General features: G+C 66.2%; 30 protein-coding genes. 17 read left to right on the top strand and 13 right to left on the bottom strand.

All coding sequences use genetic code 11. The features are described from left to right. Positions 1 to 115 precede the first annotated feature (115 nt). Positions 116 to 1,300 (top strand): PPE family protein, encoded by a 1,185-nt coding sequence (locus AWC16_RS00155; protein ID WP_085262813.1) that lies wholly within the window; start codon positions 116 to 118, stop codon positions 1,298 to 1,300. Here AWC16_RS00155 and AWC16_RS00150 read toward each other — a convergent pair. From AWC16_RS00150 to AWC16_RS00140, 3 genes are all read right to left on the bottom strand, one after another. Further along, the gene (locus AWC16_RS00150) at positions 1,266 to 4,127 is read right to left on the bottom strand and encodes an MMPL/RND family transporter (protein WP_085262812.1); all 2,862 of its coding nucleotides are present in this window, start codon (positions 4,125 to 4,127) and stop codon (positions 1,266 to 1,268) included. The two genes, AWC16_RS00155 and AWC16_RS00150, sit on opposite strands and share 35 nt — an antisense overlap. Beyond that, the gene (locus tag AWC16_RS00145) at positions 4,124 to 4,594 is read right to left on the bottom strand and encodes an MmpS family transport accessory protein (protein WP_207572220.1); all 471 of its coding nucleotides are present in this window, start codon (positions 4,592 to 4,594) and stop codon (positions 4,124 to 4,126) included. Before AWC16_RS00145 ends, AWC16_RS00150 begins: the two co-directional genes overlap by 4 nt. Before the next feature lie 65 nt (positions 4,595 to 4,659). Continuing rightward, positions 4,660 to 5,271 carry a TetR/AcrR family transcriptional regulator gene (locus AWC16_RS00140; RefSeq protein WP_085262811.1) on the bottom strand — a complete coding sequence of 204 codons (612 nt, stop codon included), beginning with the start codon at positions 5,269 to 5,271 and terminating at the stop codon, positions 4,660 to 4,662. An 81-nt stretch (positions 5,272 to 5,352) separates the two neighbouring features. On the opposite strand from AWC16_RS00140, the gene AWC16_RS00135 reads away from it, so the two are divergent. Genes AWC16_RS00135 through tpx form a run of 3 tightly spaced genes read left to right on the top strand, consistent with a single transcriptional unit; the run spans position 5,353 to position 7,940 of the window. After that, positions 5,353 to 6,279, top strand: a complete 927-nt coding sequence (locus AWC16_RS00135) for a metal-dependent hydrolase (RefSeq protein ID WP_085262810.1) — start codon at positions 5,353 to 5,355, stop codon at positions 6,277 to 6,279. Next, on the top strand, positions 6,279 to 7,418 hold the full coding sequence (locus AWC16_RS00130; protein ID WP_085262809.1) for a hypothetical protein: 1,140 nt from the start codon (positions 6,279 to 6,281) through the stop codon (positions 7,416 to 7,418). The genes AWC16_RS00135 and AWC16_RS00130 overlap by 1 nt, the downstream gene beginning before the upstream one ends. A gap of 21 nt (positions 7,419 to 7,439) precedes the next feature. Next, positions 7,440 to 7,940, top strand: a complete 501-nt coding sequence (gene tpx, locus AWC16_RS00125) for a thiol peroxidase (RefSeq protein ID WP_085262808.1) — start codon at positions 7,440 to 7,442, stop codon at positions 7,938 to 7,940. A 3-nt stretch (positions 7,941 to 7,943) separates the two neighbouring features. On the opposite strand, the gene AWC16_RS00120 is transcribed toward tpx, so the two are convergent. Next, complete coding sequence (locus AWC16_RS00120) at positions 7,944 to 8,717, bottom strand: enoyl-CoA hydratase/isomerase family protein (RefSeq protein ID WP_085262807.1); 774 nt, start codon at positions 8,715 to 8,717, stop codon at positions 7,944 to 7,946. 23 nt (positions 8,718 to 8,740) lie between these two features. Here AWC16_RS00120 and AWC16_RS00115 point away from each other — a divergent pair, with 23 nt between their 5' ends. Beyond that, positions 8,741 to 9,121 carry an NYN domain-containing protein gene (locus tag AWC16_RS00115; protein WP_165759141.1) on the top strand — a complete coding sequence of 127 codons (381 nt, stop codon included), beginning with the start codon at positions 8,741 to 8,743 and terminating at the stop codon, positions 9,119 to 9,121. A 4-nt stretch (positions 9,122 to 9,125) separates the two neighbouring features. On the opposite strand, the gene AWC16_RS00110 is transcribed toward AWC16_RS00115, so the two are convergent. Then, positions 9,126 to 10,724, bottom strand: a complete 1,599-nt coding sequence (locus AWC16_RS00110) for an FAD-binding protein (protein ID WP_085262806.1) — start codon at positions 10,722 to 10,724, stop codon at positions 9,126 to 9,128. A gap of 158 nt (positions 10,725 to 10,882) precedes the next feature. On the opposite strand from AWC16_RS00110, the gene AWC16_RS00105 reads away from it, so the two are divergent. Next, complete coding sequence (locus tag AWC16_RS00105) at positions 10,883 to 11,719, top strand: lytic transglycosylase domain-containing protein (RefSeq protein ID WP_085262831.1); 837 nt, start codon at positions 10,883 to 10,885, stop codon at positions 11,717 to 11,719. A gap of 6 nt (positions 11,720 to 11,725) precedes the next feature. Here the strand turns inward: AWC16_RS00105 and AWC16_RS00100 are convergent, their stop codons facing one another. The 4 genes from AWC16_RS00100 to AWC16_RS00085 form a co-directional block, all read right to left on the bottom strand. After that, positions 11,726 to 12,091, bottom strand: a complete 366-nt coding sequence (locus AWC16_RS00100) for an RNA-binding S4 domain-containing protein (RefSeq protein ID WP_085262805.1) — start codon at positions 12,089 to 12,091, stop codon at positions 11,726 to 11,728. Between the two features lie 15 nt (positions 12,092 to 12,106). Next, positions 12,107 to 12,724 (bottom strand): FKBP-type peptidyl-prolyl cis-trans isomerase, encoded by a 618-nt coding sequence (locus tag AWC16_RS00095; protein WP_085262830.1) that lies wholly within the window; start codon positions 12,722 to 12,724, stop codon positions 12,107 to 12,109. A 23-nt stretch (positions 12,725 to 12,747) separates the two neighbouring features. Continuing rightward, positions 12,748 to 13,761 carry an NADP-dependent oxidoreductase gene (locus AWC16_RS00090; protein ID WP_085262804.1) on the bottom strand — a complete coding sequence of 338 codons (1,014 nt, stop codon included), beginning with the start codon at positions 13,759 to 13,761 and terminating at the stop codon, positions 12,748 to 12,750. Positions 13,762 to 13,911: 150 nt separating this feature from the next. Further along, a complete protein-coding gene (locus tag AWC16_RS00085; protein WP_085262803.1) occupies positions 13,912 to 14,454 on the bottom strand; it encodes an FKBP-type peptidyl-prolyl cis-trans isomerase in 543 nt (180 codons plus the stop codon). A gap of 339 nt (positions 14,455 to 14,793) precedes the next feature. Between AWC16_RS00085 and AWC16_RS00080 the strand changes: the two genes are divergently transcribed. Both AWC16_RS00080 and AWC16_RS00075 read left to right on the top strand, forming a co-directional pair. After that, a complete protein-coding gene (locus tag AWC16_RS00080) occupies positions 14,794 to 15,198 on the top strand; it encodes a type II toxin-antitoxin system VapC family toxin (RefSeq protein WP_085262802.1) in 405 nt (134 codons plus the stop codon). A 40-nt stretch (positions 15,199 to 15,238) separates the two neighbouring features. After that, the gene (locus AWC16_RS00075; RefSeq protein ID WP_085262801.1) at positions 15,239 to 16,255 is read left to right on the top strand and encodes a TIGR03617 family F420-dependent LLM class oxidoreductase; all 1,017 of its coding nucleotides are present in this window, start codon (positions 15,239 to 15,241) and stop codon (positions 16,253 to 16,255) included. A gap of 2 nt (positions 16,256 to 16,257) precedes the next feature. Here AWC16_RS00075 and AWC16_RS00070 read toward each other — a convergent pair whose 3' ends face one another. The 3 genes from AWC16_RS00070 to AWC16_RS00060 all read right to left on the bottom strand — a co-directional run bounded on the left by AWC16_RS00070 (position 16,258) and on the right by AWC16_RS00060 (position 18,859). Further along, positions 16,258 to 16,998: a DUF6498-containing protein gene (locus AWC16_RS00070; RefSeq protein ID WP_409370664.1), complete on the bottom strand. Its 741-nt coding sequence runs from the start codon at positions 16,996 to 16,998 to the stop codon at positions 16,258 to 16,260. An 86-nt stretch (positions 16,999 to 17,084) separates the two neighbouring features. Next, positions 17,085 to 18,017, bottom strand: a complete 933-nt coding sequence (locus tag AWC16_RS00065) for an NAD(P)H-dependent flavin oxidoreductase (RefSeq protein WP_085262800.1) — start codon at positions 18,015 to 18,017, stop codon at positions 17,085 to 17,087. Positions 18,018 to 18,055: 38 nt separating this feature from the next. Further along, complete coding sequence (locus AWC16_RS00060; RefSeq protein WP_165759140.1) at positions 18,056 to 18,859, bottom strand: alpha/beta fold hydrolase; 804 nt, start codon at positions 18,857 to 18,859, stop codon at positions 18,056 to 18,058. A 103-nt stretch (positions 18,860 to 18,962) separates the two neighbouring features. On the opposite strand from AWC16_RS00060, the gene AWC16_RS00055 reads away from it, so the two are divergent. Genes AWC16_RS00055 through AWC16_RS25760 form a run of 3 tightly spaced genes read left to right on the top strand, consistent with a single transcriptional unit; the run spans position 18,963 to position 20,124 of the window. Further along, positions 18,963 to 19,520 carry an SRPBCC family protein gene (locus AWC16_RS00055; RefSeq protein ID WP_308213328.1) on the top strand — a complete coding sequence of 186 codons (558 nt, stop codon included), beginning with the start codon at positions 18,963 to 18,965 and terminating at the stop codon, positions 19,518 to 19,520. After that, positions 19,439 to 19,777 (top strand): TetR/AcrR family transcriptional regulator, encoded by a 339-nt coding sequence (locus AWC16_RS25765; RefSeq protein WP_409370663.1) that lies wholly within the window; start codon positions 19,439 to 19,441, stop codon positions 19,775 to 19,777. Before AWC16_RS00055 ends, AWC16_RS25765 begins: the two co-directional genes overlap by 82 nt. Positions 19,778 to 19,806: 29 nt before the next feature. Continuing rightward, on the top strand, positions 19,807 to 20,124 hold the full coding sequence (locus AWC16_RS25760; RefSeq protein WP_409370676.1) for a hypothetical protein: 318 nt from the start codon (positions 19,807 to 19,809) through the stop codon (positions 20,122 to 20,124). 19 nt (positions 20,125 to 20,143) lie between these two features. Here AWC16_RS25760 and AWC16_RS23800 read toward each other — a convergent pair whose 3' ends face one another. Then, a complete protein-coding gene (locus AWC16_RS23800) occupies positions 20,144 to 21,190 on the bottom strand; it encodes a hypothetical protein (protein WP_133055889.1) in 1,047 nt (348 codons plus the stop codon). 300 nt (positions 21,191 to 21,490) lie between these two features. On the opposite strand from AWC16_RS23800, the gene AWC16_RS25445 reads away from it, so the two are divergent. From AWC16_RS25445 to AWC16_RS00020, 6 genes are all read left to right on the top strand, one after another. Continuing rightward, on the top strand, positions 21,491 to 22,450 hold the full coding sequence (locus AWC16_RS25445) for a peroxiredoxin (RefSeq protein ID WP_085262798.1): 960 nt from the start codon (positions 21,491 to 21,493) through the stop codon (positions 22,448 to 22,450). A 57-nt stretch (positions 22,451 to 22,507) separates the two neighbouring features. Continuing rightward, positions 22,508 to 22,783 (top strand): type II toxin-antitoxin system TacA family antitoxin, encoded by a 276-nt coding sequence (locus AWC16_RS00040; protein ID WP_085262797.1) that lies wholly within the window; start codon positions 22,508 to 22,510, stop codon positions 22,781 to 22,783. Further along, positions 22,780 to 23,295, top strand: a complete 516-nt coding sequence (locus tag AWC16_RS00035) for a GNAT family N-acetyltransferase (protein WP_085262796.1) — start codon at positions 22,780 to 22,782, stop codon at positions 23,293 to 23,295. Before AWC16_RS00040 ends, AWC16_RS00035 begins: the two co-directional genes overlap by 4 nt. A 61-nt stretch (positions 23,296 to 23,356) precedes the next feature. Then, positions 23,357 to 24,364, top strand: coding sequence for a zinc-dependent alcohol dehydrogenase family protein (locus tag AWC16_RS00030; RefSeq protein WP_085262795.1), 1,008 nt, complete (start codon positions 23,357 to 23,359; stop codon positions 24,362 to 24,364). An 86-nt stretch (positions 24,365 to 24,450) separates the two neighbouring features. Next, the gene (locus tag AWC16_RS00025) at positions 24,451 to 24,684 is read left to right on the top strand and encodes a hypothetical protein (RefSeq protein WP_085262794.1); all 234 of its coding nucleotides are present in this window, start codon (positions 24,451 to 24,453) and stop codon (positions 24,682 to 24,684) included. Then, positions 24,666 to 25,016: a type II toxin-antitoxin system PemK/MazF family toxin gene (locus AWC16_RS00020; RefSeq protein ID WP_234812057.1), complete on the top strand. Its 351-nt coding sequence runs from the start codon at positions 24,666 to 24,668 to the stop codon at positions 25,014 to 25,016. The genes AWC16_RS00025 and AWC16_RS00020 overlap by 19 nt, the downstream gene beginning before the upstream one ends. Positions 25,017 to 25,356: the final 340 nt, after the last annotated feature.

Raw genomic sequence — 25,356 nt, 5'->3', positions numbered from 1 at the left:
CTCCGCCGCGCACAGCGAGCGCATAGCTGGGACATGCCGGGCACCAAAAACTGCTGGCTAGCCTTCCTAAAGCGTCGAGCCGGTTCGGTTGCCGGCCAGCAGCTAAGGGGAGGCAATGGATTTCGGAGTCCTGCCGCCGGAGATCAATTCGGCGCGGATGTACGCCGGTGCCGGCGCGGGCTCGTTGCTCGCCTCCGCAACCGCCTGGCAGGACCTGGCGGCCGAGCTGAACTCGGCGGCCGCGTCGTATGGTTCGGTGATCGCGGGGCTGACCAGCAGCACCTGGGCGGGGCCCTCGGCGGTGACGATGGCGGCCGCGGCCGGTCCGTACATCACCTGGCTCAGTGCGACGGGGGCGCAGGCCGAGCAGGCGGCAGCCCAGTTGACCGCCGCCGTCACGGCTTACGAGACCGCGTTTTCGGCCACCGTTCCACCACCGCTGATCACGGCCAATCGTGGCCTGCAGGAAACCCTGATCGCGACGAATCTCCTCGGACAGAACACCGCGGCGATCGCCGCCGCCGAGGCCGAGTACCTGGAGATGTGGGCGCAGGACGCGGCGGCCATGTACGGATACGCGGGTGCCTCGGCGGCAGCCACGCAGGTCACGCCGTTCGTCTCGCCGCCGCAGACCACCGATCCGTCCCTGCAGGTCGGCCAGGCGTTCGCGGTCGCGCAGTCGGCCGCTGCGACCACCGGGACGGACACCGAGATGCTGATGAGCCAAGGGCCGCAGCTGCTTTCGAGCACCCCGGCGACCTTGCAGGCGCTGGCCGCTCCGACCGAGGAGGCGTCGACGGGCGGGTCGGTGTCGTCGTCGATGTCGAGCTTGAACTCGCTGATGATGCCGATGCGCATGGCGATGATGCCGATGACGATGTTGATGCGCATGTTGATGGGCGGCAGCACCGGCGCCAAGGGCGCCGCGGCAGGCGTGGCGGCGGCCGGTGGTGCGGCCTCGGGCATGCTCAGCTCCGCCGGTGGCGCGACCGGCACGGTGACGTTGACCGGTCTGTCCGGCGGGTCGGCGGCGACCGCCGGTCTGGGCCGCGCCGCCTCGATCGGAATGCTGTCGGTGCCGCCGGCCTGGACCGGTCTGGGTGTGGCCGCCAGCCCGGCGGCCGGGGCCCTGCCGGTGACCGCCGGGATGGCGGCCCCGGCGGCGGGAACGGGGAGCGCCGCGGCGATGCCGCCAATGGTGCCGTTCGGAAATCTGGCCGGCCGCGGCGGTTTCGCCACCCCCGCAACCCAGTACGACTTCCGGCCTACGGTGATCCCACGCTCACCGGCAGCGGGCTAGTGGCCGGGTCGGGACTGCGCAGTGGCGCCGGACGCACCCGCTGAATCCTCTGGGGCCACCAGAACCACCGGCCGAGCAGCGCCGCGATCGAGGGCGTCAGGAACGAGCGCACGATCAGGGTGTCGAAAAGCAGTCCGAGCCCGATCGTGCTGCCGGCCTGCCCGATCGAGTACAGGTCGCTGGCCGCCATCGACATCATCGTGAACGCGAACACCAGACCCGCGGCGGTGACCACCGACCCGGTGCCGCCGATCGAACGGATGATCCCGGTCTTGATCCCCGCCCCGATCTCCTCCTGGAATCGGGACACCAGCAGCAGGTTGTAGTCTGAGCCGACCGCGAGCAGGATGATCACCCCGAACACCGGTGCGATCCAGTTCAATTCCAGTCCGAAGATGTGCTGCCACACCACCACGGTCAGTCCGAACGCCGCGCTCAGCGACAGCAACACCGTCCCGACGATCACCGCGGAGGCCACCAGTGCCCGGGTGATCAACAGCATCACGATGAAGATCAGGGTCACCGCCGCCACCCCGACGATCAGGATGTCGTAGGTGGAGCCGACTTGGATGTCGTTGTACACCGCGGCGGTTCCGGTCAGATAGAACTTCGCGCCGGTCAGCGGCGTTCCCTTCACCGCATCGTGGGCTGAGGCCAGCATCGGCTCGACGAACGAGATGCCTTTGGGGGTGGCCGGGTCGGCGTCATAGGTGACGATGAACCGGGCCGCCTTACCGTCCGGGGACAGGAAGAGCTTCAGGCCCTTCTGGAAGTCCGGATTGTCGAACGCCTCCGGGGGCAGGTAGAAGTAGTCGTCGGCCTTCGATGCGTCGAATGCCTGCCCCATGGCGCTGGCGGTCTCAGTCATCCGCGCCATTTGGGTCAGCAACCCGGAGAAACTGCTGTGCATCGAAAGCAGGCTGGCCTGCATCGATTTCGCGATCGCGATCATCGGGTCGAACTGCTCGACGATCTGCGGCATCACGGCGTTCATGTCGGCCATGTCGGCCAGCAGGGGCTGCATGTTCTCGCTGAACCTGTCCATGCCGTCGTAGGCGTCGAACACCGAACGGACCGCCTGGCACGCCGGGATGTCGAAACAGTGCTGCTCCCAATAGAAGTAATTCCGGATCGGGCGCACGGCGTCGTCGAAATCGGCGATGTGGTCCCGGATCTCGTCGACGGTCTGGCTGACCGTCGCCATGTCGGCGCTCATCTTGTCGGTGGTGCTGCCCATCTGGGCGACCAGGCCCCGAAGCCGCAGCATGGACTCGATCGTGGCGCCCAGATCGTCGCTCATCCTTTCCATGTCCGACATCCGATCGGTCATGAACTGCAGGTTCTCCTGGATCGGGACGGCCTGCATGCTGATCTGGAACGGTATCGAGGTGTGGTCGATGGGGCTGCCCAGCGGCCGCGTGATGCTCTGCACCCGTTCCACGCCTCGGGTGCGGAAGATGTTCTTGGCGATCCGATCCAAGATGATCATGTCGGCAGGATTGCGAAGGTCGTGGTCGGCCTCGACCATCAGCACGTCCGGGTTCATCCGCGCGGCGGTGAAATGGCGCTCGGCTGCGTCATAGCCGACGTTGGCCGGCAGATCGGCCGGGATGTAGTAGCGGTCGTTGAAGCTGATCTTCATGCCCGGGACCGCCAACATTCCGGCCAGTGTGACCAGCAGCGCCCCCACGAAAACCGCTCCCGGCCAGCGGACGTTGGCCGTGCCGATCCGCCGCCAGCCGCGGCCCTCCACCCGTTTGGGGTCCAGCAGGCCATGCCGGGTCGCGATCGCGACGATGGCCGGGGCGACCGTGAGTGCACCGGCGATGACCACCAGCAGGCCCAGCGCCGACGGGATGCCGAGGGCCTTGAAGTACGACAGGCGAGCGAAGTGCAGGCACAGGGACGCACCCGCGATGGTCAGCCCGGATCCCAAGATGACATGCCAGGTGCCCCGGAACATCGAATACCATGCGGTTTCACGGTCTTCGCCGGCGTTTCGGGCTTCGTGGTAGCGCCCGATCAGAAAGATCGCGTAGTCGGTACCCGCCGCGATGGCCAGCGAGGACAGCATCGCGACCACGAACGTCGAAAACCCCAGTAAGCCAAGATCTCCCAGCAACGCGACGAGGCCGCGCGCGGTGCCCATCTCGAAGCCCACCATGACCAGTGCGAGTGCCACGGTCGCGGCGGAACGGTAGACGATCGCCAGCATGATGATGATGACCAACCCGGTCACGCCCATCATCTTCAACATGCTCTTGTCGGCGGCTTCGGTCATGTCGGTGGTCAGCGCCGCCTGGCCGGTGACGTAGGCCTTGACCCCGTCCGGCGGGGGAACGGAGGCCACGATCGTGCGGACCGCATCGACCGACTCGTTGCCCAGCGTGCTGCCCTGGTCACCCGCGGTGTTGATCTGGGCGTAGGCGGCCCGCCCGTCACTGCTCTGCACTCCGGCGGCGGTGATCGGGTCTCCCCACAGGTCCGCGATGTGCTGGACGTGTTCGTGATCGGCTGCCAGCTTGGCGATCACGGTGTCGTAGTAGCGGTGTGCTTCCGGACCGAGCTCGGACTCGCCCTCCAGAACCAGCATCACCATGGCATCGGAGTCGAACTCCCCGAACGTGGCGCCGATGTGCTTGGCGGCGATCATCGACGGCGCATCCTGGGGCGACATCGTCACCGCGTGGTCACGCGCCACCGACTCGATCGGGGGAACCAGCACATTGAGCCCGACGGTCAGCAGCAGCCAGAAGATCACCAATGGCCAGGCCAGTCGGCGAATCACCCGCATATACCCCGGGCGGAGGGTGCCCTGGCCGCTCATGCGGCTTTGACCAGACAGAACACCTGGGCGTGGTGCCCAGTGGCCAGCTGTTCGTCCTTGACGGCGCCGTTGACCGTGATGCGGCAGCCGATCTGGTCGCCGTCACCCTGGGCGACCAGGTTGCCGATCACGGCAGGACTGGTCGTGGTCATGGTGTGACTCCAGGGCAGGCCGGTGAAGCTCGCCTGCTCGGGCTGGGTCTCCCGGTTCAGGTAGCTCACCGAGCCACTGGCCGCGCCCGGACCGAAAACCTCGTAGCGGACCTCTTTCTCGTTGATCGAGTCGATCACCCGCGAACCGCTGCCGTCCCAGCGGAAGATCTCGTCGGAGCCGAACTCGCCGCGCAGACTGACCACGGCAAGGGTGCCGGCGAACGCCGCCACCGCGACCACGACGGGCACCCACGCTCGCTTCATGATCGTGCGCACACCGATCACCTCCCGACTTCTCCCGGTCCGATTCGTCATCAATACGATACCCCGTAGGGTATATCAAATATTCCCGTTGAACCCCAGGGGGCATGGGGGACGGTCTAGCCGGCGGGGTGTCGCGGCTGGGCGGCAACCGCTTCGCCGAGCCAGCGCCGCAGGAATCGGCGCAGCTCATCGGGGGTGCGAGCCGGATCATTGGGCGCCACGACGAACGACAGCATGATTCGCAGGGTGAACTCCACGAGTTCGCGCTGGGCCGCCTCGTCGTAGCCGTGCTGTTCCCAGTCGACGTCGAATCGGTCGATCATCCGCAACCCGAAGGCGCGGGCCTCCTCGGAGGCCATCTCCCGGTTGTGCGCCGACGACGACGACAACATGGCGCCCAGGTGGGGGGAGCGGGCCACCGCATCCAGGGTGTACACCGCACCCTCGGAGAGTGCGTCGGCCGGGTCGTGGATGCCCCGCACGTGTTCGGTCAGCCGGTCGAGGAAGCCGTCGACGGAGGCGATGGCCACCGCGCGCATCAGGGCCTCGGCGGTGGGGAAGTAGCGATACACCGTCTGCCGGATCACCCCGAGGGAGTTCGCGACGTCGGCCAGCGACACCGCCGACCCGGTCTCGGCGACCAACTCGACGGCCGCGTCGATGATTCGCCGGGCGGCCTCCTCGTCGTTGCGGGGCGGGTTACCGCCCCAGCCACGTCGGCGTGCCATCAGCGACTCGCTTGACAACGGTGATGCATCGAACAATCATACGCGAAGGCGTCTAGTTGTATGTTCTGAGTTGAGGTAGCGATGACCGACCTGATTGTGCGCAAGTTGCGTTTCGCCTTCGCCGAGTACCCCGTGCCGTTCCTCTGGAACGAGGCCAACCCGGCGTTCTCGTCGATGGCCAACGCGGTGTCGCTGCTGGCCATCGGATTCGAGAAGATGATCGGCGGCATGATCACCGAGGCCATGCCGCTGATCACCGACCCGGCGGTCGCCGAGGAGGCCGACGCGTTCGTCCGCCAGGAGGGCCAGCACTCGATGGCCCACCGTGGGCACGCGAAAGCGTTGATCAGGGCCTACCCGGGTCTCAAGGAGACCGTCGACGAGTGCAACGGCATGTTCGACAAGATGAGCGCGGAGAAGTCGCTGAGCTACCGGTTGGCCTATACCGCCGACCTGGAGGCCACCTTCACCCCGGTGTTCAAACTGATGCTCGACCATGACGACACGCTGTTCGCGCCGGGTGACGACCGGGTCGCGTCACTGTTCTTGTGGCACTTCGTCGAAGAGGTCGAGCACCGCAGTTCCGCACTGATCATCTACGACCACGTCATCAACGATCCGTGGTACCGGATGCGGATGGCGCCGTCGATCTTCAAGCACGTCATGAGCGTGATCAAAGTGGCGTGCGAGGGCTTCAACCGGCACGTTCCGCTGGAGGACCGCAAAGTCGACGCGCTGTCACTGTTCACCACCTACCGCGGCAAGCAGGCCTGGCGGCGACGGATTCCGTTCGGCTGGCCGGCCGATCAGGGCCCGGTGGTCGACGCGTTCAAACATCTGCCGAAGCGTGAGATGGCCACCGCGGTGACCGGTATCATCCGCAGCCAACTGCCCAATCACAAACCGGCCCACGAGAAGATCCCGGTCCTGGCCAACGAGTGGTTCGCCCGCTACGCCGACGGCTACGACGTGACCAAGTGGTACACCGCAGAGGAGAAGAGCGCCTGATGCCCGACTTGTGCACACCGACATTCGAGCGCCTCGCCGAATCGCTGGGCTTCTCCTGCGGCGAAGCCGGGGGACTGGTCGAATTCCGTAATCCGCTGCAGCTGGAGAACTGGACGCTGCCGGTCCTGGAGGTCACGGTGATCACCGGGGCGGTGCTTGCGCTGGTCTACGCGATCCTGCGATACCGCCGCGGGGACGCCACCAACCTGGCGCTGTGGTTCGGGGCGATCGCCTATCTGCTGATCATCGAACCGCCGCTGTACTTTCCGGGCGCGTTCGGGATCTCTGATCACGTCGACACGATGTTCGCGCACAACGTGTTCAGCGTCGAATTCCTGTGGGGCCGGCTGCCGCTGTACATCGTCGCGATCTATCCGATGATGGCGACGATCTCCTTTGAGATCGTCCGCATCCTGGGGGTATTCCGCCGCTACGGCACCATCGTGGGTGCGATCTGCGTGGGCTTCGTCCACCACGCCTTCTACGAGATCTTCGACCACCTCGGCCCGCAGCTGCGCTGGTGGGAATGGTCGGTGGACAACCCGCTGAACCAGCCCATGTTCACCTCGGTGCCGCTGGGCAGTGTCGTGGTGTTCGCGGCGCTGTGGCCGGCGTCGCTGGCCTTCAGCGTCCAACTGTTGGTCGGCCGCCAGGTGGATCAGGGTGCAAGGTTCGGCGGGCCGCAGCTGATCTGGCGGACCGTCGTCATCGGGATCCTGGCCTCGCTCGGGACCTTCATCCTGCCGTTGCCGGCCACCCTGCTCGGTGCCGCCACTGACGGTAAGTTGCTCGGGATCGCTTATGCGGTCGAGCTTCTCGTGATTGCGGCGGTGGCCATACCGGTGCTGGTCAGTCAATGGCGGCGGCTGCGGCTGAATCTTTTCGTCGCCGGCCGCTACGACAATCCGCTGATGGTCCGCTACGCCGCGGTGTACCTGTCGGTGATGACCGTGCTGTGGCTGACGGCCCTGCCGGACTACCTCGGCGCGTCCGGCGGGCTCACCGCCGACGGCGACCCGGTGGGTTCTCTGTGGTACGTGGTGTTGTGTTTCACGGCTGCCTACTTGAGCATCGTGGCCGCGGCGACCGTCCCACCGATCCTGGCGGAGCAACAGCAGCCCGCCGTGGACGCCCATTGACGCGCTTGGCAGACTGTTGCCATGGCGCAGATCACGTTACGTGGAAACCAGATCAACACCTCGGGTGAGTTGCCGGCCGTGGGTTCGGCCGCTCCCGCCTTCACCTTGACCGGAACCGACCTCAGTGTGGTCGACAGCGGCAGTTTCGCCGGTAAGCCGGTCCTGCTGAACGTCTTCCCGTCGGTGGACACTCCGGTATGCGCGACCAGCGTGCGGACCTTCAACGAGCGTGCCGCCGCGGCCGGTGGGGCCGTGCTGTGTGTCTCCAACGACCTGCCGTTCGCCCTGAAGCGGTTCTGTGGGGCCGAGGGCATCGAGAACGTCACCAGCGCCTCGGGCTTCCGGGACAGCTTCGGCGCGGACTACGGGATCACCATCACCGACGGTCCGCTGGCCGGGCTGCTGGGCCGGGCGGTCGTGGTGATCGGCGCGGACGGCAAGGTTGCCTACACCGAGCTGGTTCCGGAGATCGGCCAAGAGCCGAACTACGACGCGGCATTGGCCGCGCTGGCCGCGGCCTAAGGGTCAGCGGCCCCGCCAGCGCGGCGGTCGCTGCTCCCGCCAGGCCTGCAGGCCTTCGGCGACGTCTTCGGTGGCCCCGGCCACCTTGCGCATGGTCTCGCCGAATCGGACGGCGTCGATCCAGCTCATGTCGGCGCTGCGCCACGCCACCTCCTTGGTGGCCCGCTGGGCCAGGGGAGCGGCCCGGGTGAGGGTACGTGCCCAGGCCAGGGCCGTTTCCTGCAGGACATCCGGGTCGACCAGCTTCCACACCAGGCCGATGTCCTTGGCGCGCCGGGCGCTCATCGGTTCTCCGGTCAACAGCAGCTCCATCGCGTTGGCCCAGCCCACCCGCTGCGGCAGCCGGATGGCCCCGACGATGGTGGGCACGCCCAGCGACACCTCCGGGAAGCGGAACACCGCGTCGGTGCTGGCGATCACGAAGTCGCAGAACAACAGGCCGGTCAGCCCGTAGCCGACACACGGACCGTGCACGGCGGCGATGGTCGGTTTGAACAGCTCCATGCCACTCTCGAACGAGTTGATGGTGGGCTTCTCCCAGAACGTGCCGGGAAACGTGCCGACCGCGCCCGCGGGATCCTTGAGGTCGGCCCCGGCGCAGAACACCGGGCCGGCGGCCGTCAGAACCCCGACCCAGGCGTCCTCGTCGGCGCGGAACCGGTCCCAGGCGGCGTTGAGGTCGTTGCGCATCGCCCCGTTGATGGCGTTGCGGGCCTCGGGCCGGTTCAGGGTGATGGTCGCGACGTGGTCATTGCACTCATAGGTGACCAGTTCCATGACCGCACCGTACCGTCGGAGTCGTGCGGTGGATCGTCGACGCGATGAACGTGATCGGTTCTCGCCCGGACGGCTGGTGGAAGGACCGTCACGCGGCAATGGTCCGGTTGACCACGCGGCTCGAGAACTGGGCGGCCGCGGAGGGCCGGCAGGTGACCGTGGTGTTCGAGAAACCACCGTCACCGCCGATCGAGTCCGCGACCGTGATGATCGCGGCGGCACCGCGGGCCGGCGCGAACGCCGCCGACGATGAGATCGTCCGCTTGGTCCGAGCCGACGAGCGGCCCCAGGACATCACCGTAGTGACATCCGATACCGCCCTGGCGGATCGGGTTCGGCACGCAGGTGCGAACACCTACCCGGCCAACGGGTTTCGGAGACTGATCGAGGACCCGACGGACTGAAGGTTCAGCTGGGCCGGTTGACGGCCGCGCTGGCTCCGGCACGCCGCCCGGCGAACACGCAGTCGGCGATCGACAGCCCGCTGACGTAGGAGCGTGACGCGACACCGACGGCGGTGCGGCCGGCGCTGTAGAGCCCGGGGATCGGACTGCCGTCGGCGTCGATGACCGCGCCGGTGTCCTCGTCGACCCGGACCCCGCCCAGCGTGAGCATCGGGGTGGGGCGTAACACGTTGGGCTGCACCGAGATATCCATCAGGGTGAACGGGGCCTGGTCGATGCGCCGGCAGAAGTCGGCAGGTTTGCCGGCCGGATCTTGCGTGCCGGAGTCGATCGCGTCGTTGTGCGCGGCGACGGTGGCCTGCAGTCCTTCGGGATCGATGCCGGCGGCCCGGGCGACCTGCTCCAGCGTCGCGCCGCGCACGGTGCCGCTGAACATCAGTGCGGCGCCCTGGGCACGCTGGAACCACAGGGTTTGGGTGAGCAGCTGTTTGCGGGCCTCGGACATGAGCCGGGCGTCGGCCAGGATCCAGCCCCGGCTGCCGTGGTTCTTCACCATGGCCTGGCCGACCGCTGCGCCGTAACGGGATTCGTCGATCACCCGCCGGCCGTCGGCGTCGACGATGATCGAGGAGATGAAGGCACTCGGTGGCGTGATGAACTTCCAGACCGAGACGTTGTCCATGTGGTCGGTCACCGCGCCCACGCTCTGCGCCAGCGCGATACCGCTGCCGTCGTCGCCGCTGGTGCCCAGGGGCAGGCCGCCGTTGAACTCCGGTGCGTAGCGCTTGCGCCACTCGGTGTTGGCGATAAAGCCTCCGGCGCAGATGATCACGCCGCGCCGCGCGATGATCTCTATCGGCCGGCCGTAGCGCCGTTGCAGCTTCTCCAGCCGCCGGTCCATCGCGGCGCGCAGCGGGGGGTAGTAGACGCCGGGCTTCGACGACAGTGCGGACATGCGCGCGTAGCGCCGCTGGATGCGCCGCGGTGCCTGGCCCATGGTGGTGGCCCGCACGCCGATCACCCGTCCCGACGAGTCCTGCAGCAACTCGGTGACGGTCGTGTGCGGGCGGAAGTCCACCCCGAGCTTGCGGGCCGATTCGGCCAGCGGCGCATAGATCTGCTTTCCCGAAGTCCCTTTGCCGTAGGCGCGGTGGCCGCGCTGCACCGGCGGAGTGTGGGCGCGGAATGCTCCGGCGTTCTCACTGCCCGAGTGGTACAGGTAGTAGCGGTTGTTCGGAAACGACGTCTTGTAGGGGCACAGGCCGGAGTTGAACGGCACCCCGCGCGCCTGCAACCAGTCGATCATCTCCGGGCTGCCGTCGACGAAGCGCTGCAGGGTTTCCGGGCGGACCGCGTCACCGACTTCCAGGCGCAGGTAGTCCAGCATCTGCTCGGCGGAGTCCGGGACGCCGGCTTCCTTTTGAACCGAGGTCCCGGCGCCGGCGTAGATGATTCCCCCGGAGATCGCGGTGGCGCCGCCGCCGTTGGCGCGATCCACCGCGACAACCTCGGCTCCCAGTTCGCGAGCGGTGATCGCGGCGCAGGTACCGGCCGCGCCGTAGCCGACGATGACGACATCGGTCGTCACACTGGTGGTGGTCATGGCCTCAATGTAACAGCCGATAGTTTCCCGTCAGCAGAGATGACCAGGGATGATGATGCCACCTATGCCTCAAAGCGGAACATGTTCTAGGCGCCCGGGAACGCTCGGGTTGGTGGCCTTGCGCAGTTTAGGACCGCCCAGGGGCGAAGATGAACGGCATGGTTGTTCGATTACTGCGCTACGCCGCCACTCTGGTCTTCGCTCTTGCTGCCGCGATGGCGCCCGCCGCGGCCGCGCCGGGAGCGGACCCGGCGGCGCTGGTGGCCGACCTGGTGGCTGCCGACCAGACGTTGCGCAACCCGTCGTCGCCGGAGCAGGTGCTCTCGGCCGCGGCGCGCCGCCAACAGGTCGCCTACCGCACCCTCGGTGCGCATCCCGAGTGGGATCCGGTCGCCCGCCCGCAGGTTCCGTCGGCGCTACTGGCGGTCTATGACCGCAATATCGACGCCCGCCGGCAACTGATGGCGCTCACCGAGCCGAAAGAGAGCCTGCCGGCGTGGCGGGTGGTCCCACCGGTGCCGGCCAATGAATTGGTGGCCAGCTACCGTGCGGCCGAGGCGGAGAGCGGAGTGCCGTGGAACTACCTGGCGGCCATCAACTTCGTCGAGACCGGCTTCGGCCGCATCAACGGTGTCAGCGATGACGCCGCACAGGGCCCGATGCAGTTCCTGCCCTCGACGTTCGCGGCCTACGGCAACGGGGGAGACATCCACTCACCGCGCGACAGCATCATGGCGGCCGGTAGGTTACTGGCCTCCAACGGTTTTGCCACCAATCGGGACAAGGCGATCTGGAACTACAACCACTCCGACTACTACGTGCGGGCCGTCAACGACTACGCCGCGGTGATCGGAGGCGACCCGGCCGGATTTGCCGGCTACTACCGGTGGGACACCTATTACCGCACCACCGCCGGGGACCTTCTGCTGCCGGTCGGGTACGCGTCGTCGTCGCGGATTCCGGTCGCGGAGTATCTGGCCACCCACCCGCAGTAACGGCGTTCAGCCCTGCTGGGCCCGCCACTTGTCCAGCGCCCGCCGATCCCGTTTGGTCGGCCGCCCGGCACCGCGGTCCCGCGCGGCCACCGGCGTCGCGGAAGGCGGTGTGGGAGGCGGTGTTCGATCCAGGTAGCAGGTCGCCGCGTCGGGGGCGCCGACCCGCTTCTGAACCACCCGCAGCACCTCGACAATCCGAGTGCGATCACCGATCAAGGCACTCACCACGTCGCCGGGTGAGACGGTGGTCGCCGGCTTGGCGGGCCGGTTGTTGACCCGCACGTGCCCGCCTCGGCATGCCGCAGCGGCGTCCGGCCGGGTCTTGGTCAGCCGCACCGCCCACAACCAGCGATCCACCCGTGCCGATTCCATGACGGGCCGCTTGGCTCAGCGGGAGGCGTTGAGGATCTTGATCGCGAAGACGAGCGTGTCGCCCGGCAGGATCCCGGCGGCCGGCTGGCCCTGCGGATAGCCGTCGGCGGGGACCATCGCGACCGCCACCGTCGACCCGACCTTCTGTCCCGCAATGGCTTTCTGGAAGCCCGGTACCACCCGGTCCAGTCCGAAGTCGACCGGCTTGCCGCGTTCATAGCTGCTGTCGAACACCGACCCGTCGCGTCCGTTGACGCCCATGTAGCAGACCGAGACCGTCGCGTTCTCCCCGACGACGCGTCCCTCCCCGGCGTGCAGGGTGTGGACTTCGGTCTGGGCCACCTTGAACGGTCCGGTCACGACGACGCTCGGGGCGGCAGAGTTCGTGGAGCCGGTCACCGCGATGCTGCCGGTGGCACCCTTCAATGTCCAGTCGGCGGCGACACCCTCAGCCGGCGGCGTGGAAGGGCAGGCGGTGACGCTCTCGCCACCGGGCGGCATGAACAGGTCGGTGACCGACGACGACTTCGTCGAGGAGGCGTCGGTGTCCGAACCGCCACAGGCGGCCAGCGCCAACGCCAACGAGGCGGCACCGGCGGCCAGTACGACGAACCGGGAGATACGCGAATTCATCTTGGCCACGCTACAGCCCGGCCCTAATCGGAGATCTTCACCACGAGCTTGCCGACGTTCTTACCGTCGAACAGCATGTTGATGGCGGTCGGCAGCTGCTCAAAGCCCTCCACGACGGTCTCCAGTGGTGTCAGCTTTCCCGCGGCGATTAAACCGGCGATCTCGCTGTTCGCCTCCGGCGCTCGAAGGAAATGGTCGAGCACGATGAAGCCTTGCAAGGTTGCGCGCTGGATCAGCAGGTTCCCGAATGCGCGCGGTCCCGGCGGGGGGTCGATCGCGTTGTAACCGGAGATCAGTCCGCACAGCGCGATTCGCGCGCCGATATTGATGCGCGCGAAGATCGCGTCCATGATGTCGCCGCCGACGTTCTCGAAGTCGACGTCGATGCCGTTAGGGGTTGCGGCGGCAAGCTGGGCGGCCCAGTCGTCGGCGCGATAGTCCACGGCCGCGTCGAAGCCGAGCTGATCGGTCAGCAGCGCACACTTCTCCGGACCGCCGGCGATCCCGACGACACGCGCGCCGTCGGCTTTGGCGAGCTGACCGGCGACCGAACCCACCGCGCCCGCCGCGGCCGAGACGACGACGGTCTCGCCCGGCTTCGGCTTGCCGATGTCGCGGATCCCGATCCACGCCGTCAGCCCGGTCATTCCGAGCGCGCCCATGTAGACGCTCGGCGAGACGCCCGGGGCGATGTCGACCGGGAACAACGGCATCGAGTCCGAGACCACCACGTACTCCTGCCAACCGGTCAGGCCCTGAACGGTCTGGCCGACGGGAAAGTTCGGGTTGTTCGACGCGACGACCACACCCAGTCCGGCCGCGCGCATGACCTCTCCGATGCCGACCGGGGGCAGGTAGGACGGAGTGTCGTTGATCCACATGCGGTTGGTCGGGTCCAGGGAGATCCAGTCGACGCGCACCAGCGCCTCGCCATCTCCGATCGCCGGCACCGCTTGCTCGCTGAGTTCGAAGGTGTCCGGGCCGATGCGGCCGGCGGGGCGTTCACGGAGGAGGAAGCGGCGGTTGCGGTCGGCCATGAGCGCACGCTACCTGATGCGGTTGGCGGTCCGCGGAACGCCCGCGAGGGGGAAAACCACGACGCTCAACCGGCGCGTCACGTCGTGAGATTCCCAGTCGAGGGGAGGGGTCGAGGGGAGGGGCGCTGCGAGCGACTTAAGCCGCGCGGATCAGCCTGTAGCGCCGAGGACCTTGATGGCGAACACGAGGGTGTCACCGGGGCGGATGCCGGCACCGGGCTGACCGTCGGGGTAGCCGTCCTCGGACGTCATCGCCACCGCGACCGTGGAGCCCACCTTCTGCCCGGCGATCGCTTTCTGGAAGCCCGGCACAACTCCGTTGAGCGGGAAGTCAACCGGGGTACCGCGCTTGTAGCTGCTGTCGAACACCGACCCGTCGCGACCGTTGACGCCCATGTAGCAGACCGATACTTTGGCCGTCCCCGGAACCACCGGGCCGTCGCCGGCCTGCAACGTGTGTACCTGGGTCTGGGTCACGCTGAACGGTGTGGACACATCCACCCGCGGCGCTGCTGTATCGGTGGATCCGGTGACGGCGACGCTGCCGGTGGCCCCGGCCAGTGTCCACTCCGGCGTGCCAGCGCTGGCGGGTGCGGCGGTGGGACAGGTGTCGGCAGCCGACGCCGTGCCGGCCCCGGCGAGGGGGAGAACGATGGCCGCGACACTGGCGGCGACGGCGACGAAGGAATGCATCCGAGTGGGCTTCACGCTCGACACGCTACAGGTGATCCGTCAGTCCGATGCCCATGACGGATGAATCACGCATGGGCTCATGCGTATATGCATGATATCCTGCAATTATGCCTAAGACAGTGCAAATTCGTGACATCGATGACGATGTGTACGCGGCGCTGGTGCGACTAGGCGCGGAGGAGGGGATCACGGTTCCTGAGTTGCTGCGTCGCGAGGCGGCCCGACTGGCGGCTCGACCATCGATCGCGGAATGGCTGCGACGAACCGGACGTCGCCCTTCGCAGGTGACGACCGCGGAGGTCTTGACCGTCCTAGACGAGTGGCGTGGCGAGTGGCCGCATGCTGGTCGTTGATGCTTCATGTCTGTTCGAAGTGCTGGCAGACACGCCACGGGCGCGGGAAATAGCGCAACGATTGGCGTCGGACGCTGATCATGCAGCTCCCGAAATCATCGACGTAGAGGTGCTCGGCGTCATCCGTGCGCAGTACCTGAGCGGAGGCCTCGATGGGACGGCTGCGGGGCAGGCGGTGGCTGACTTGCGCGACTGGCCAGGCGAACGCTTCTCGCATCGCTGGATGCTCGATCGGGTGTGGGAACTGCGAGATTCGGTACGCGGGTGGGACGCGTTTTACGTCACTCTTGCCGAAGCGCTGAACGCTACGTTGGTCACTCTGGATGGAAGGCTTGCCCGAGCCCATGGCCCGCGATGCCAGATCGAAGTACTCGGTACGCCTCCCGAGTGATTCCACTGGTGGCACGGCCCGACCGCCGTAGGCTCTCGACGTGCAAATAGACGTCATGACCCTCCCGCAGCATTTGGGGAAAGTCGGCGAGCTTGCCCGGCGTACCCAGGCGGCCGGTTTCTCCGGCCTGCTGTTCACCGAGGCGGGCCGCACCGCCTATCTCAACGTCGCCCTTGCATCCCAGGCCGCACCCGGCCTGGAGCTGTCGACCGGAGTCGCGGTTGCCTTTCCGCGCAGTCCGTTCGTCACGGCCGCTACCGCCTGGGAACTGCAGGAGGCTTCCGGTGGCAGGTTCCGGCTCGGCCTCGGCACCCAGGTGCGTACCCATGTCGTGCGGCGCTACGGTGCGACGTTCGATCATCCTGGTCCTCGCCTGCGGGACTATGTGCTGGCCGTGAAGGCGTGTTTTGCCGCATTCCGGACCGGGAAGCTGGATCATCACGGGCCGTTCTACGACCTCGATTTCATCACTCCGCAGTGGAGCCCGGGACCGATCGACGCACCTGATCCCCAGGTGGATATCGCGGCGGTGAATCCGTGGATGCTGCGGATGGCCGGCGAGGTGGCTGACGGTGTGCATGTCCATCCGCTTGGCGAGCCCGGCTATCTCAAACGCCACGTTGCGCCAAAGGTGGCCGAAGGTGCCGAGAAGGCGGGCCGCTCATCGTCTGACATCGCGATCATCGTGCCCGCGATGACGATCGTCGGCGACACCGACGAAGAGCGCCACAAGGAGCGGGAATTCGTGCGCGCCAGCATGAGCTTCTACGGAAGCACGCCGAACTACGCGTTCATCTGGGATGAGGCCGGGTTCGAGGGCACAACCGCGCGTATCCGCGAGAAGCAGAAGGCCGGCGACTTCTCGGGCATGGCCGCTCAGATCACCGACGAGCACCTTGCCACCTTCGCGACCGAGTCGACGTGGGATGAGCTGGCGGACAGGCTGATCGACAAATACGGGGGAGTTGCGACTCGCCTGGTCCTGTACAACGCGCTTGGCGACACCGAACGCTTCGAGCGTTACGGCGAGATCGCGCGACGAATCTCGATCGGGTAGGGCTACCGGGTCGTCGGCCAGGGCTTCTCGTTGCGGCGCTGCCGATCTCGCTCGTTGGCTTGGTCCTTGACCCAGTAGTCCTCGAAGCTCTCGCCCGGATGCATATTGGGGACTCGGTTCAACAGATTGGTGAGCCAGCGCGGCGGGCGCTCCGGCTCCCATTGAGGAACCACACTGCTGAGTGCGGCGAGGGACTTGAGCACGACGAACACCCCGAACAGCGTGCTGGGGGCATCGGTGGCGGCGATACCGGCGAAGCCGAGCAGCAATGTCAGGTGCACCACCATGACCCGGCCCAGTCCGGTATTCGCGGTCTGCTCGATGTCCCGGAAGGACCAGCTACGCAGTTCGACCAGGTCGAGGAGGAAATCCAGTGTCAGAAAAGCCAATACGAACAGGCAGCCCCATCCGATGCTGCGCCAGTCGAGATTGAGGAGCTGCAGTTCGGGGGCACGGTTGTGCATCAGGATCGCGAGAATGGCGCCGAGGAAGACCCCGTGGGCAGCACAGAAGGCCAGGCTGATCAGGGCGAAGCCGCCCAGGAAGGATTGGTTGCCGGTCGGGCCGCCGGATTGCGGTGCGCGATAGCGGAAGTGCCCGTATTTGGGGGTCCAGCGCCGGTGCACGGCTATGCGGGCAATCACGAACAGGCACATCGCGACGTTCTCGAACCAGTACACCGCCAGCGTCGTCGCACCGGACCAACGCTGGGTGAACCAGCCGATGGCGGGGATGGCGATCACTCCGAGCACGTTGAACAGATGAAAACGTGAGATCGCCGTTCCACGCTGCGAATTGGATTGCGAATCGGGTTGCGAGTCGTGTTCAGTCATGGGGTTCGCGACGTCCCGCTCCGCAACCGCGCCGCGTCCAGAACAGCTTCGATCTCACCCCAGGTGCGGCGAATGATCTCGGCCACCGGGAGAAGATCGACAATTCGCGACGACACTTGGCCGGTGTTGGCGACACTGGCTTCCATATCGCCGTCGAAATAGAGCTCGGTGACCTTTCCCAGCAGTTGGGCCGTCGGGTCGTGTGCGGCGACGCGAGCCGCCAGCCCCGTCCGCAAGACCCGCATGGTCGGGTTGCCCGGAATGTCGAGAAGTACTGTGCCCGCGTCGTTTGCGGCCACGATCGCATCCTTGAAGTTGGTGTGCACCATGGATTCTTGACTGGCGAGCATCCGCGTGCCCATTTGCACGCCCTCGGCGCCCAACACCAGTGCTGCCGCCGCCGACCGCGCATCGCAGATGCCACCGGCGGCGATGATGGGCAGGTTCACGTTCTCGGCGATCAGGGGGAGCAGGACCATCGTCGAGGCGCCGAGCAGTGATTTGAAACCGCCGCCCTCGACGCCTTCGACCACCAGTGCATCGACACCGGCCTCGGCCGCCTTGTGTGCACCTTTGAGCGATCCGACCACATGCACCACCGTCATACCGGCGTCGTGCAGCAGCTTGGTGAACAGCGCCGGATCACCGGCTGAGGTGAAGACGTGCCGCACGCCGGCTTCGGCCAGCTTGTCGACGATCGAAGGATCCTTTTTCCAGCCCTGGATCATCAGGTTCGCCGCCACCGGCTTGTCGGTGAGCTCGTGCACCCGCCGCAGGTCGGCGCGCCCCTCGGGGGTGAGGGTTTCGATCACTCCGAGCCCACCGGCCTCTGACACCGCGGCCGCCAGTTCGGCGCGCGCGATGTAGGTCATTGGCGCCTGGACCACGGGGTATTGCACCCCGAGCAAAGACTGGATGCGGTTGGGCACGGCTTATTCAAGCACTCCCGCCGACGCAGGGAAGGGCGTCAGGACGCCTGGGCCTGCGAGCCGCCGGGTGCGCTGCCCTCAAGCAGTACCTGTGCGATCAACTCGGGGTCGTCGGCCATCGGCACGTGGCCGCACCCGTGCAGGCGGAGGTGGCGGGCCTGGGGGAGTCGCTGCTCGGCGATACGCGCCTGGTAGGGCAGCAGGATCCGGTCGCGGGCGGCCCATGCGACGGTCACCGGGATGTCGGCCGCGATCTCGCGGTCGAACACTGTGGCCGCCGGGAAGATCATCTTCATCGCGGGAATGGCCCGCTTCATGCCGTAGAGGTCGGCCACGAACTCCTCGGCGGGGATCCGCTCGGGGTGGGCCGAGACCACCGCACCCATCATTCGCCGCGCCACCGACGACCGAGCCAACGTCGGCACCACGGGCGCCAGCATTCGGGCGCTGGTGGTCAGGAACCGGAAGACCATGCGCACGTAGGCGAAGTCGAGCGAGTTGTGCCAGTAAGCCGCGGGGGACAGCACCGTTGCGCTCGCGACCAGGTCGTCGGCGGCGGCCTCCAGCGCGATGCGACCGCCGAGAGAGTTTCCGGCGATATGCGGACGCTCAATCCCCAGTTGGTCCAGCAACTCAAGGAGCTCGGTGCGCAAGGTTGCCTGCACGTCGCCGTCGCGCACCACCAAATCGTGGGACTCGCCGTGGCCGGGCAGGTCGAAGAGCACCACGGTGCGATGGTCGGTCAGATGCTCGAGGACCGGGTACCAGGCCTGCCTGCGGTGGGTGATTCCGTGGACGAGGACCAAGGGCGCGCCCGTGCCGTGGATCTCGTACTTCAGCATGTCGATGCTCCCTTGTCGCCGGCGGTGACCTCGACCCATGGCAACGGTAGCTCTGCGGGCGGACCTTCGGCGAGTGCGGGGGTACGCGTGCCCGCTCAGACGTGTGCGGCGGCCACCAGGACTTCCAACGCGGCGACCCGCTCCGCGACGGTATCGGGATGCGCCCATCGTTCAGGAATCCGCGGTGATCGCGGCAGACCCGCGGCGGGTCTGGGAGCTGGTCACCGACGTGACGTTGCCTGCGAGGTTCTCGGCTGAGCTGGCGGCGGTCGAGTGGATTCAGGGGGACTCGGTGGCGGTGGGAAACCGCTTCCGGGGCCGCAATAACCACGCCGCCCTCGGGGAGTGGAGTACGGAGTCGGTCATCGTGGAGGTCGAGGACGGCCGGCGCTGGGTCTGGGATGTGACGGGCGCCGATGGTGAGCCCAGCGCATCCTGGGCGTTCGAGGTCGAACCCGTCCGAGACGGGACCCTTGTGCGGCAGTGGGGGCGGATGGGGCCAGGCCGCTCGGGCCTCAGCTTCGCCATCGACCGGATGCCGGAGAAGGAGGGGCGGATCATCGACAATCGCCTCGCCGAATGGCGGGAGGGGCTCCAGGCCAACTTGCGCGGGATCGCCGAAATCTATTCCGCGGAAATCGATTCAGATCCTGTGGGCTAGGTCTCCGGATGCCGCCGCGGGGAGAGACACGTCGTCGCATGCTGGATGCTGCGATCGTGGTGATGCGTGAACGCGGCGCGGTTGGGCTCTCCATCGACGAAGTGCTTGCCCGGAGTGGGTGCCCTCGGGGCTCGGTGTATCACCACTTTCCGGGCGGAAGGGCAGAGCTGCTGCGCAGGACGCTCGAATATGCGGGGGAGTCGTACGCCGGGATGATCGAGCGGGCGGCCGCCAAGGGTGGATCCGCGGGTTGTTGATCGACAGTGACTTCCGGGCGGGGTGTCCGGTGGCGGCCGCGGCGGTGAATCCCGGGTTGGGGGAAGAGGAGTTGGCGGCGCGCGCCGCGGAGGTCTACCTCATCTGGCGTGACGCTGTGGCGGCCGCGTTCGAGGCGGACGGCGCCGCTCCGGATCGGGCTGAGGCGCTCGCCAACACTGCGCTTTCCACTTGCACGGCGCGATCACGATGTGCCGGATCACCCGCAGCATGGGACCGATGGAGTCAGTGGCGGAGTCGCTTCGGATGTTGTCGGCTGCGGCAGATCTGCCAGGCGGTTGGGATGCGGCTCGCCGAAATGAAGAGCGGAGTCCTGTTCCCGCGTTAGGGGTCTTCGTCGCGCCGCCTTAGCTCGGTGCTGCGTGGGCAGGCACAACAAGGTCGAGTGCACTGAGGACACCGGGGTTGGCGGCGCAGACCGCTGGGATGGCGTTCACCACTCGCGCGGCAGTAGCGGTTGAGCCGGGGAGCTCCCCACCGTTGAGGGCAAAGTCGAGTTGAACCGGGGGATTGCCCTCGACGGTAATTCGGGTGAGCCGTCGAGTCGGACTGTCGGCCGCTATCTGTGGTTGCCAGTCTTCGACCGCTTCATCAGGCATCGACCAGATCGACGAGTAGTGCAAGCGCTGCTGGCCACCGACGACGCCGTCGAACCGCATCCGCACGCTGGCAATTGTGCCGGCGGGGATCTGGCCGGCGTCGAAGTGGTAGTCACGATCTGCGACTGCGATGTCTCGGTGCTCGTGGACTTCGTCCAGCTGTAGTCCCAGGCCTTGGGCTAGAAGTCGTAGGGATGGGGTGACTGTGGGGACCATGAATCCAGGGCGATACGTTTCGGCATCTTGTTCAGCGGTTCGGCCAAAGCCAAGCATCGCGAAGAAGCCCGGCACGCGATAAGCCCCGCATGGAATGCGTTCGTCAACAGACACCTTTGTGGGCAGTTCGGTCATGCTTGCTGTATGCACTGCGAGGATATCGGTGGCGAAGCCTGGCGCAATCCCAGTGGCCAGCAAGGAGCTATGTCCTTGCCGGCATGCAGCTTCCAGCTTGTTCCTTGAGGCTTCGTCGATGGTGGGTGGGTGGAACAACGCGTGATAGGACGGCGTCACGACGTTCTTTCCGCTCGCGAGCATTGCTGATAGCTGGTCGACAATATCGCTGGCTTCGCGACCGGACACAGCTGCGAAGTAGGTCACGCAATCTGCGTCCAGGGCCAGCAGGTCATCGAGGTTGTCTGTAGCGATCACACCGGCGGCGGGTTGGTTCACCAGTTCACCGGAATCCCTGTCAACCTTGTCGCTGCTGTGAACCAGTTGGCCGACCAACTTCAGCCGTGGCGATTTCAGGATCTGCCGCAGGGCGATAGAGCCGGTGTAGCCGGTGCCGACGTGCACTATCCGATACTGATGTCCCATATCTAGACCGCTCTCGAGCGACAGTGCTGAGCATCCAGCACGCTACGCCGTCTTAGGTACACACGCTTGAGGATGGGGCCAGCAGAAGCGCTCGTAGTTTTCGTTCACCCGGGCTAGGAGAAGAAGCTCACGGATCGGAGTGGCACGTTAGGCCCATGATGGACCCGCGTTGGGGGACACCTGCGTGTTCTGAAGCATGCCCGCCGACGGCATGTGGCGATCACCCAAATTATCTCCAGTCGCGCACCGTGCGGAGGCTCCCCGCGCTAGTCTTTGCCGATGATCGCGGGCGAGAAGGCGCCTGACTTTGCTCTCTATGATCACACCGGTCGGCCTCGGACGCTTTCCGCGCTCCTTTCCGAAGGTCCGGTTGTGCTGTTCTTCTTCCCATTGGCATCCTCGCCGATCTGTACGGCGCAGGCTTGTCATTTTCGGGACCTGAGCAACGAATTCGCCCTGCTGGGCGCCCAGCGGGTAGGCATCAGCACCGACACCGTCGACAGGCAGGCCCACTTCGCCCAACAGCGGTCGTTCGACTATCCGTTGCTCTCCGACGCAGACGGAGTGGTGTGCGAGCTGTTCGGGGTGCGCCGAGGTCGGCTCGCGAAGCTGCGTAGATCCGTCGTGTTGCGTGAGACGTCCCGGCGTCGCCAGCACGCTCGGCGCCGTGGCCTGGTGGCCCGGCTGTTGCCGGTCAGACGGACCACATTCGTCATCGACACCGACCGCACCGTACTCAAGGTCGTCTCCAGCGAGCTGCGTGCTGCGGTGCACGCTGACGAGGCCTTGTGGTTTTTGCAGAACCACAAGTTGGAGAAGCACACCGACACGCGTCAGCAGTGGGAGCGCAATGGCGGTCCGATCAGCGACGGGTTCACAGCACCGGAGCCCGCGAATGAACCGAGCCTGGTCCGGCCATACGTACTGACGGGAGGCCGCACCAACGCCGGTGTCGAACTGCCTCTCGAGGCTGTGATCGAAACGCTCAACTCAGGAGCAAAGCCGCCGCGCTGGCCGAAAAATGATGTCCGGGAACAGATCTTGACGTGCTGTAGGCACCGCCACTCGGTCGCAGAGATCGCCGCTCATCTGTCCTTGCCGCTCGGTGCGACGCGGTTCCTGGTCGGCGAGCTGGTGGCACAGGGTTACTTGCGGGTGCACGCCACCGGTGACTCGATGACAATCGACGAACGTCGTGAACTGATCGAACGGACCCTGCGTGGCCTACGAGCACTCTGAGGGGCGCGGGTGACGACCCTTGTTGACCTGTACGCCTATTAGGCACACAATAGGTGGGTGGCTACTAAGTCGGAACGTTTCGCGGTGCGCCTGACGCCTGAGCAGGACGCACTGATTCGTCGTGCCGCGGAGGTCGAAGGGACCGACCTGACAACCTTCACTGTGTGTGCCACAGTCGCGCACGCTCGCGACGTTCTCGCAGACCGTCGGCATTTCTTACTCGATGACGCCGCATGGGCTGAGTTCAGCGCCTTGCTCGACCGGCCTGTCCAGCACAAGCCGGCGTTGGCGAAGATGTTCGACAAGCCATCGCTGTTCGACCCTGACGCGTGAGTGGGTACAGCCTCCCGCGGCCGATCGGCGAGTCCGACGACATCACGACCTTCCACAGTGGGGAACCCAGCCTGGACAACTATCTCCGCACGCGTGCACTGACTAACCACGCCGGCGGTGCGTCGCGCTGCTTCGTCACGTGCCGTGATGGCCGAGTGGTCGGTTACTACGCACTTGCATCTGGCGCAGTGTCACACGCCGACTTGTCCGGCAGGTTCCGCCGAAACATGCCCAACCCGGTGCCGGTAATCCTGTTGTCGCGCCTCGCAGTCGACCACCAACACCAAGGCGGCGGGTTGGGGGAGAACCTGTTGCGCGACGCTATTGCTCGCAGCGTCCAAGTCGCTGATCAGATCGGTGTCCGCGCCATCCTCGTGCACGCCCTCCACGAACAAGCCCGGCAGTTCTACTCTCGCTACCAGTTCGAACCGTCGCCTACGGACCCGCTCCACCTATTGCTGCTGATCAAGGACGCCAAGGCGAGCGTGGGGGGACTAGAAAGCGAAGGGTAGGACGAGAGCACCGTCGTCGCGAGGTGCCCGAGTCAGGAGACGACACACGAGGAACACCGATATGACTGATTCGATGAAGGCAGTTGTGCTCGCCCGTTTCGGAGGAGCCGATGCTTTCGAGCTGCGCGACGTCGCCGTACCGCGAGTCGAACCCCAGCAGGTGCGGGTGCGCGTCCATGCGACCGCCGTCAACCCGCTCGACTATCAGATCCGTCGCGGAGACTACGCGGATCATGTGCCGCTCCCGGCGATCATCGGGCATGACATCTCCGGCGTGATCGAGGAAGTCGGATCCCAGGTGACCGAGTTCCGCGCCGGCGATGAGGTGTACTACACGCCCCGGATCTTTGGCGGCCCCGGCTCCTACGCCGAGCAGCACGTCGCCGACGTCGACCTCGTCGGCCGGAAGCCGGAGAACCTCAGTCACCTGGAGGCGGCGAGCCTGACTCTCGTCGGCGGAACGGTCTGGGAGGCCTTGGTGACGCGAGCTCAGCTCGCCGTGGGGGAGACGATCCTCATCCATGGAGGTGCGGGCGGTGTCGGCACGATCGCGATCCAGATCGCGAACGCGATCGGCGCACGAGTGATCACCACCGCGAAAGCCGGCGACCATGAGTTCGTGCGCTCTCTTGGAGCGGATGCGGCGATCGACTTCACTTCGACGGACTACGTCGATGCCGTGGCCGAGATGACGCGAGGCAAAGGGGTCGATGTCGTCTTCGACACGATCGGTGGCGACGCGCTCACACGAAGCCCGCTGACGCTCGCCGACTTCGGACGCGTCGTCAGCATCGTCGACATCGCGCAGCCGCAGAACCTCATCGAGGCGTGGGGGAGGAACGCCGCCTATCACTTCGTCTTCACACGACAGAACCGAGGAAAGCTGGACGCGCTCACCACACTGATCGAGCGCGGTCTCGTGAAGCCGGTCATCGGCGCGACTCTTCCGCTCGCCCGAATGGGCGAGGCTCATGAACTCCTGGAGAACAGGCGGTCGTATGCACTCCGCGGCAAGGTCGCGATCGACGTGGCGGGCGAAACTGTTTCGCTGCCGCCACGCATCTCGTAGCGGAACACCCCAGGAAGGCGCGGGGGCCGGCAGCGCTCGAAGTTTTCCGCCATACCTTGTGTCTACAATTCGTCTACACTGACTTCATGGCAGCAGAAACTACGACTGTCCGAGTCCGCCGTCTCGATTCTGAGCGGCTGCAATCTCTCGCCAAAGCTCGTCAAACCGCCGTCGTCGACGTCGTGCACGCAGCCATTGACGCCTTGGAGAGGCAGGAATTCCTGCGGGGCCTCAACGGGGATTACCAGCGCCTGCGCAACGACCCCGAACTATGGGAGCAGTACCTGGCCGAGCGTCGCGAGTGGGACGCATTGGCTTGATCTGGCGAGGGGAGGTCTACCACGTCGATCTCGGCCGGCCAGTCGGACACGAGCCGGCTTTTCGTCGCCCGGCGGTGGTGGTGTCGGTCGACATTCTCAACAACGGACCGGGCGGTCTGGTGGTGGTCGTACCGATCACGACTGCTGGTTACGGTCTGCGAAGCCATGTCGAACTTGAGCCAGAGAACAGCGGGTTGAGCCACACTTCCTACGCCCGTTGCGACCAACTGCGAGTGGTCGCCGTCGAACGACTGTCATCTCGTCAGGGAATGATCAGTCCAGAACAGATGCAAGTCATTGACCAAGCACTGCGCTTCGTCCTCGATCTGTAGTGCCGGGCTCGCGGGAATCGCGCGTCGTCGGACGAAAGCAATTGCGGGGCAGTGCAAACCGTCAGCACAGATTGACATAATGTACGTTATCGGCATTGGGCGATACCTGCTGGAAGTGGTTATGCGGAGTCAACCTCTGGAATGGCGCGATGTCCAATCATCACCCGTCCCGGTCCTGGCGTGGTTGCGCGATGTGCAAACCGCACAAACGCCGCGGCTCTGGCCGCGCCGTCAACGACCCCGTACCCATTCGTCGTCGCCTCGGATACGCCCGTCGCTACTCGCGCCGTTCTCTCGGGCGGAACTGAGGCCTGGGCCGGCCTCCCCGCCCTCCCGCCCC

The sequence above is a fragment of the Mycolicibacter longobardus genome, from assembly GCF_002102265.1.
GTDB classification, from domain to species: Bacteria; Actinomycetota; Actinomycetes; order Mycobacteriales; family Mycobacteriaceae; genus Mycobacterium; species Mycobacterium longobardum.
This window is presented reverse-complemented; position numbering and strand designations above follow the sequence as displayed.

Excerpts from the sequence above, each read along its gene's own strand:
- AWC16_RS00135 (WP_085262810.1), top strand. The coding sequence starts at position 5,353 with ATGACCGACCTGATTGTGCGCAAGTTGCGTTTCGCCTTCGCCGAGTAC.
- AWC16_RS00090 (WP_085262804.1), bottom strand. The coding sequence starts at position 13,761 with ATGGCCGACCGCAACCGCCGCTTCCTCCTCCGTGAACGCCCCGCCGGC.
- AWC16_RS00025 (WP_085262794.1), top strand. The coding sequence starts at position 24,451 with ATGGCAGCAGAAACTACGACTGTCCGAGTCCGCCGTCTCGATTCTGAG.
- AWC16_RS25445 (WP_085262798.1), top strand. The coding sequence starts at position 21,491 with ATGATCGCGGGCGAGAAGGCGCCTGACTTTGCTCTCTATGATCACACC.
- AWC16_RS00140 (WP_085262811.1), bottom strand. The coding sequence starts at position 5,271 with ATGGCACGCCGACGTGGCTGGGGCGGTAACCCGCCCCGCAACGACGAG.
- AWC16_RS00100 (WP_085262805.1), bottom strand. The coding sequence starts at position 12,091 with ATGGAATCGGCACGGGTGGATCGCTGGTTGTGGGCGGTGCGGCTGACC.
- AWC16_RS25765 (WP_409370663.1), top strand. The coding sequence starts at position 19,439 with ATGGCGGGAGGGGCTCCAGGCCAACTTGCGCGGGATCGCCGAAATCTA.
- AWC16_RS00155 (WP_085262813.1), top strand. The coding sequence starts at position 116 with ATGGATTTCGGAGTCCTGCCGCCGGAGATCAATTCGGCGCGGATGTAC.
- AWC16_RS00105 (WP_085262831.1), top strand. The coding sequence starts at position 10,883 with ATGGTTGTTCGATTACTGCGCTACGCCGCCACTCTGGTCTTCGCTCTT.
- AWC16_RS00145 (WP_207572220.1), bottom strand. The coding sequence starts at position 4,594 with ATGACGAATCGGACCGGGAGAAGTCGGGAGGTGATCGGTGTGCGCACG.
- AWC16_RS00130 (WP_085262809.1), top strand. The coding sequence starts at position 6,279 with ATGCCCGACTTGTGCACACCGACATTCGAGCGCCTCGCCGAATCGCTG.
- AWC16_RS00060 (WP_165759140.1), bottom strand. The coding sequence starts at position 18,859 with ATGCTGAAGTACGAGATCCACGGCACGGGCGCGCCCTTGGTCCTCGTC.
- AWC16_RS00150 (WP_085262812.1), bottom strand. The coding sequence starts at position 4,127 with ATGAGCGGCCAGGGCACCCTCCGCCCGGGGTATATGCGGGTGATTCGC.
- AWC16_RS00095 (WP_085262830.1), bottom strand. The coding sequence starts at position 12,724 with ATGAATTCGCGTATCTCCCGGTTCGTCGTACTGGCCGCCGGTGCCGCC.
- AWC16_RS00030 (WP_085262795.1), top strand. The coding sequence starts at position 23,357 with ATGACTGATTCGATGAAGGCAGTTGTGCTCGCCCGTTTCGGAGGAGCC.
- tpx (WP_085262808.1), top strand. The coding sequence starts at position 7,440 with ATGGCGCAGATCACGTTACGTGGAAACCAGATCAACACCTCGGGTGAG.
- AWC16_RS00080 (WP_085262802.1), top strand. The coding sequence starts at position 14,794 with ATGCTGGTCGTTGATGCTTCATGTCTGTTCGAAGTGCTGGCAGACACG.
- AWC16_RS00120 (WP_085262807.1), bottom strand. The coding sequence starts at position 8,717 with ATGGAACTGGTCACCTATGAGTGCAATGACCACGTCGCGACCATCACC.
- AWC16_RS00085 (WP_085262803.1), bottom strand. The coding sequence starts at position 14,454 with ATGCATTCCTTCGTCGCCGTCGCCGCCAGTGTCGCGGCCATCGTTCTC.
- AWC16_RS00110 (WP_085262806.1), bottom strand. The coding sequence starts at position 10,724 with ATGACCACCACCAGTGTGACGACCGATGTCGTCATCGTCGGCTACGGC.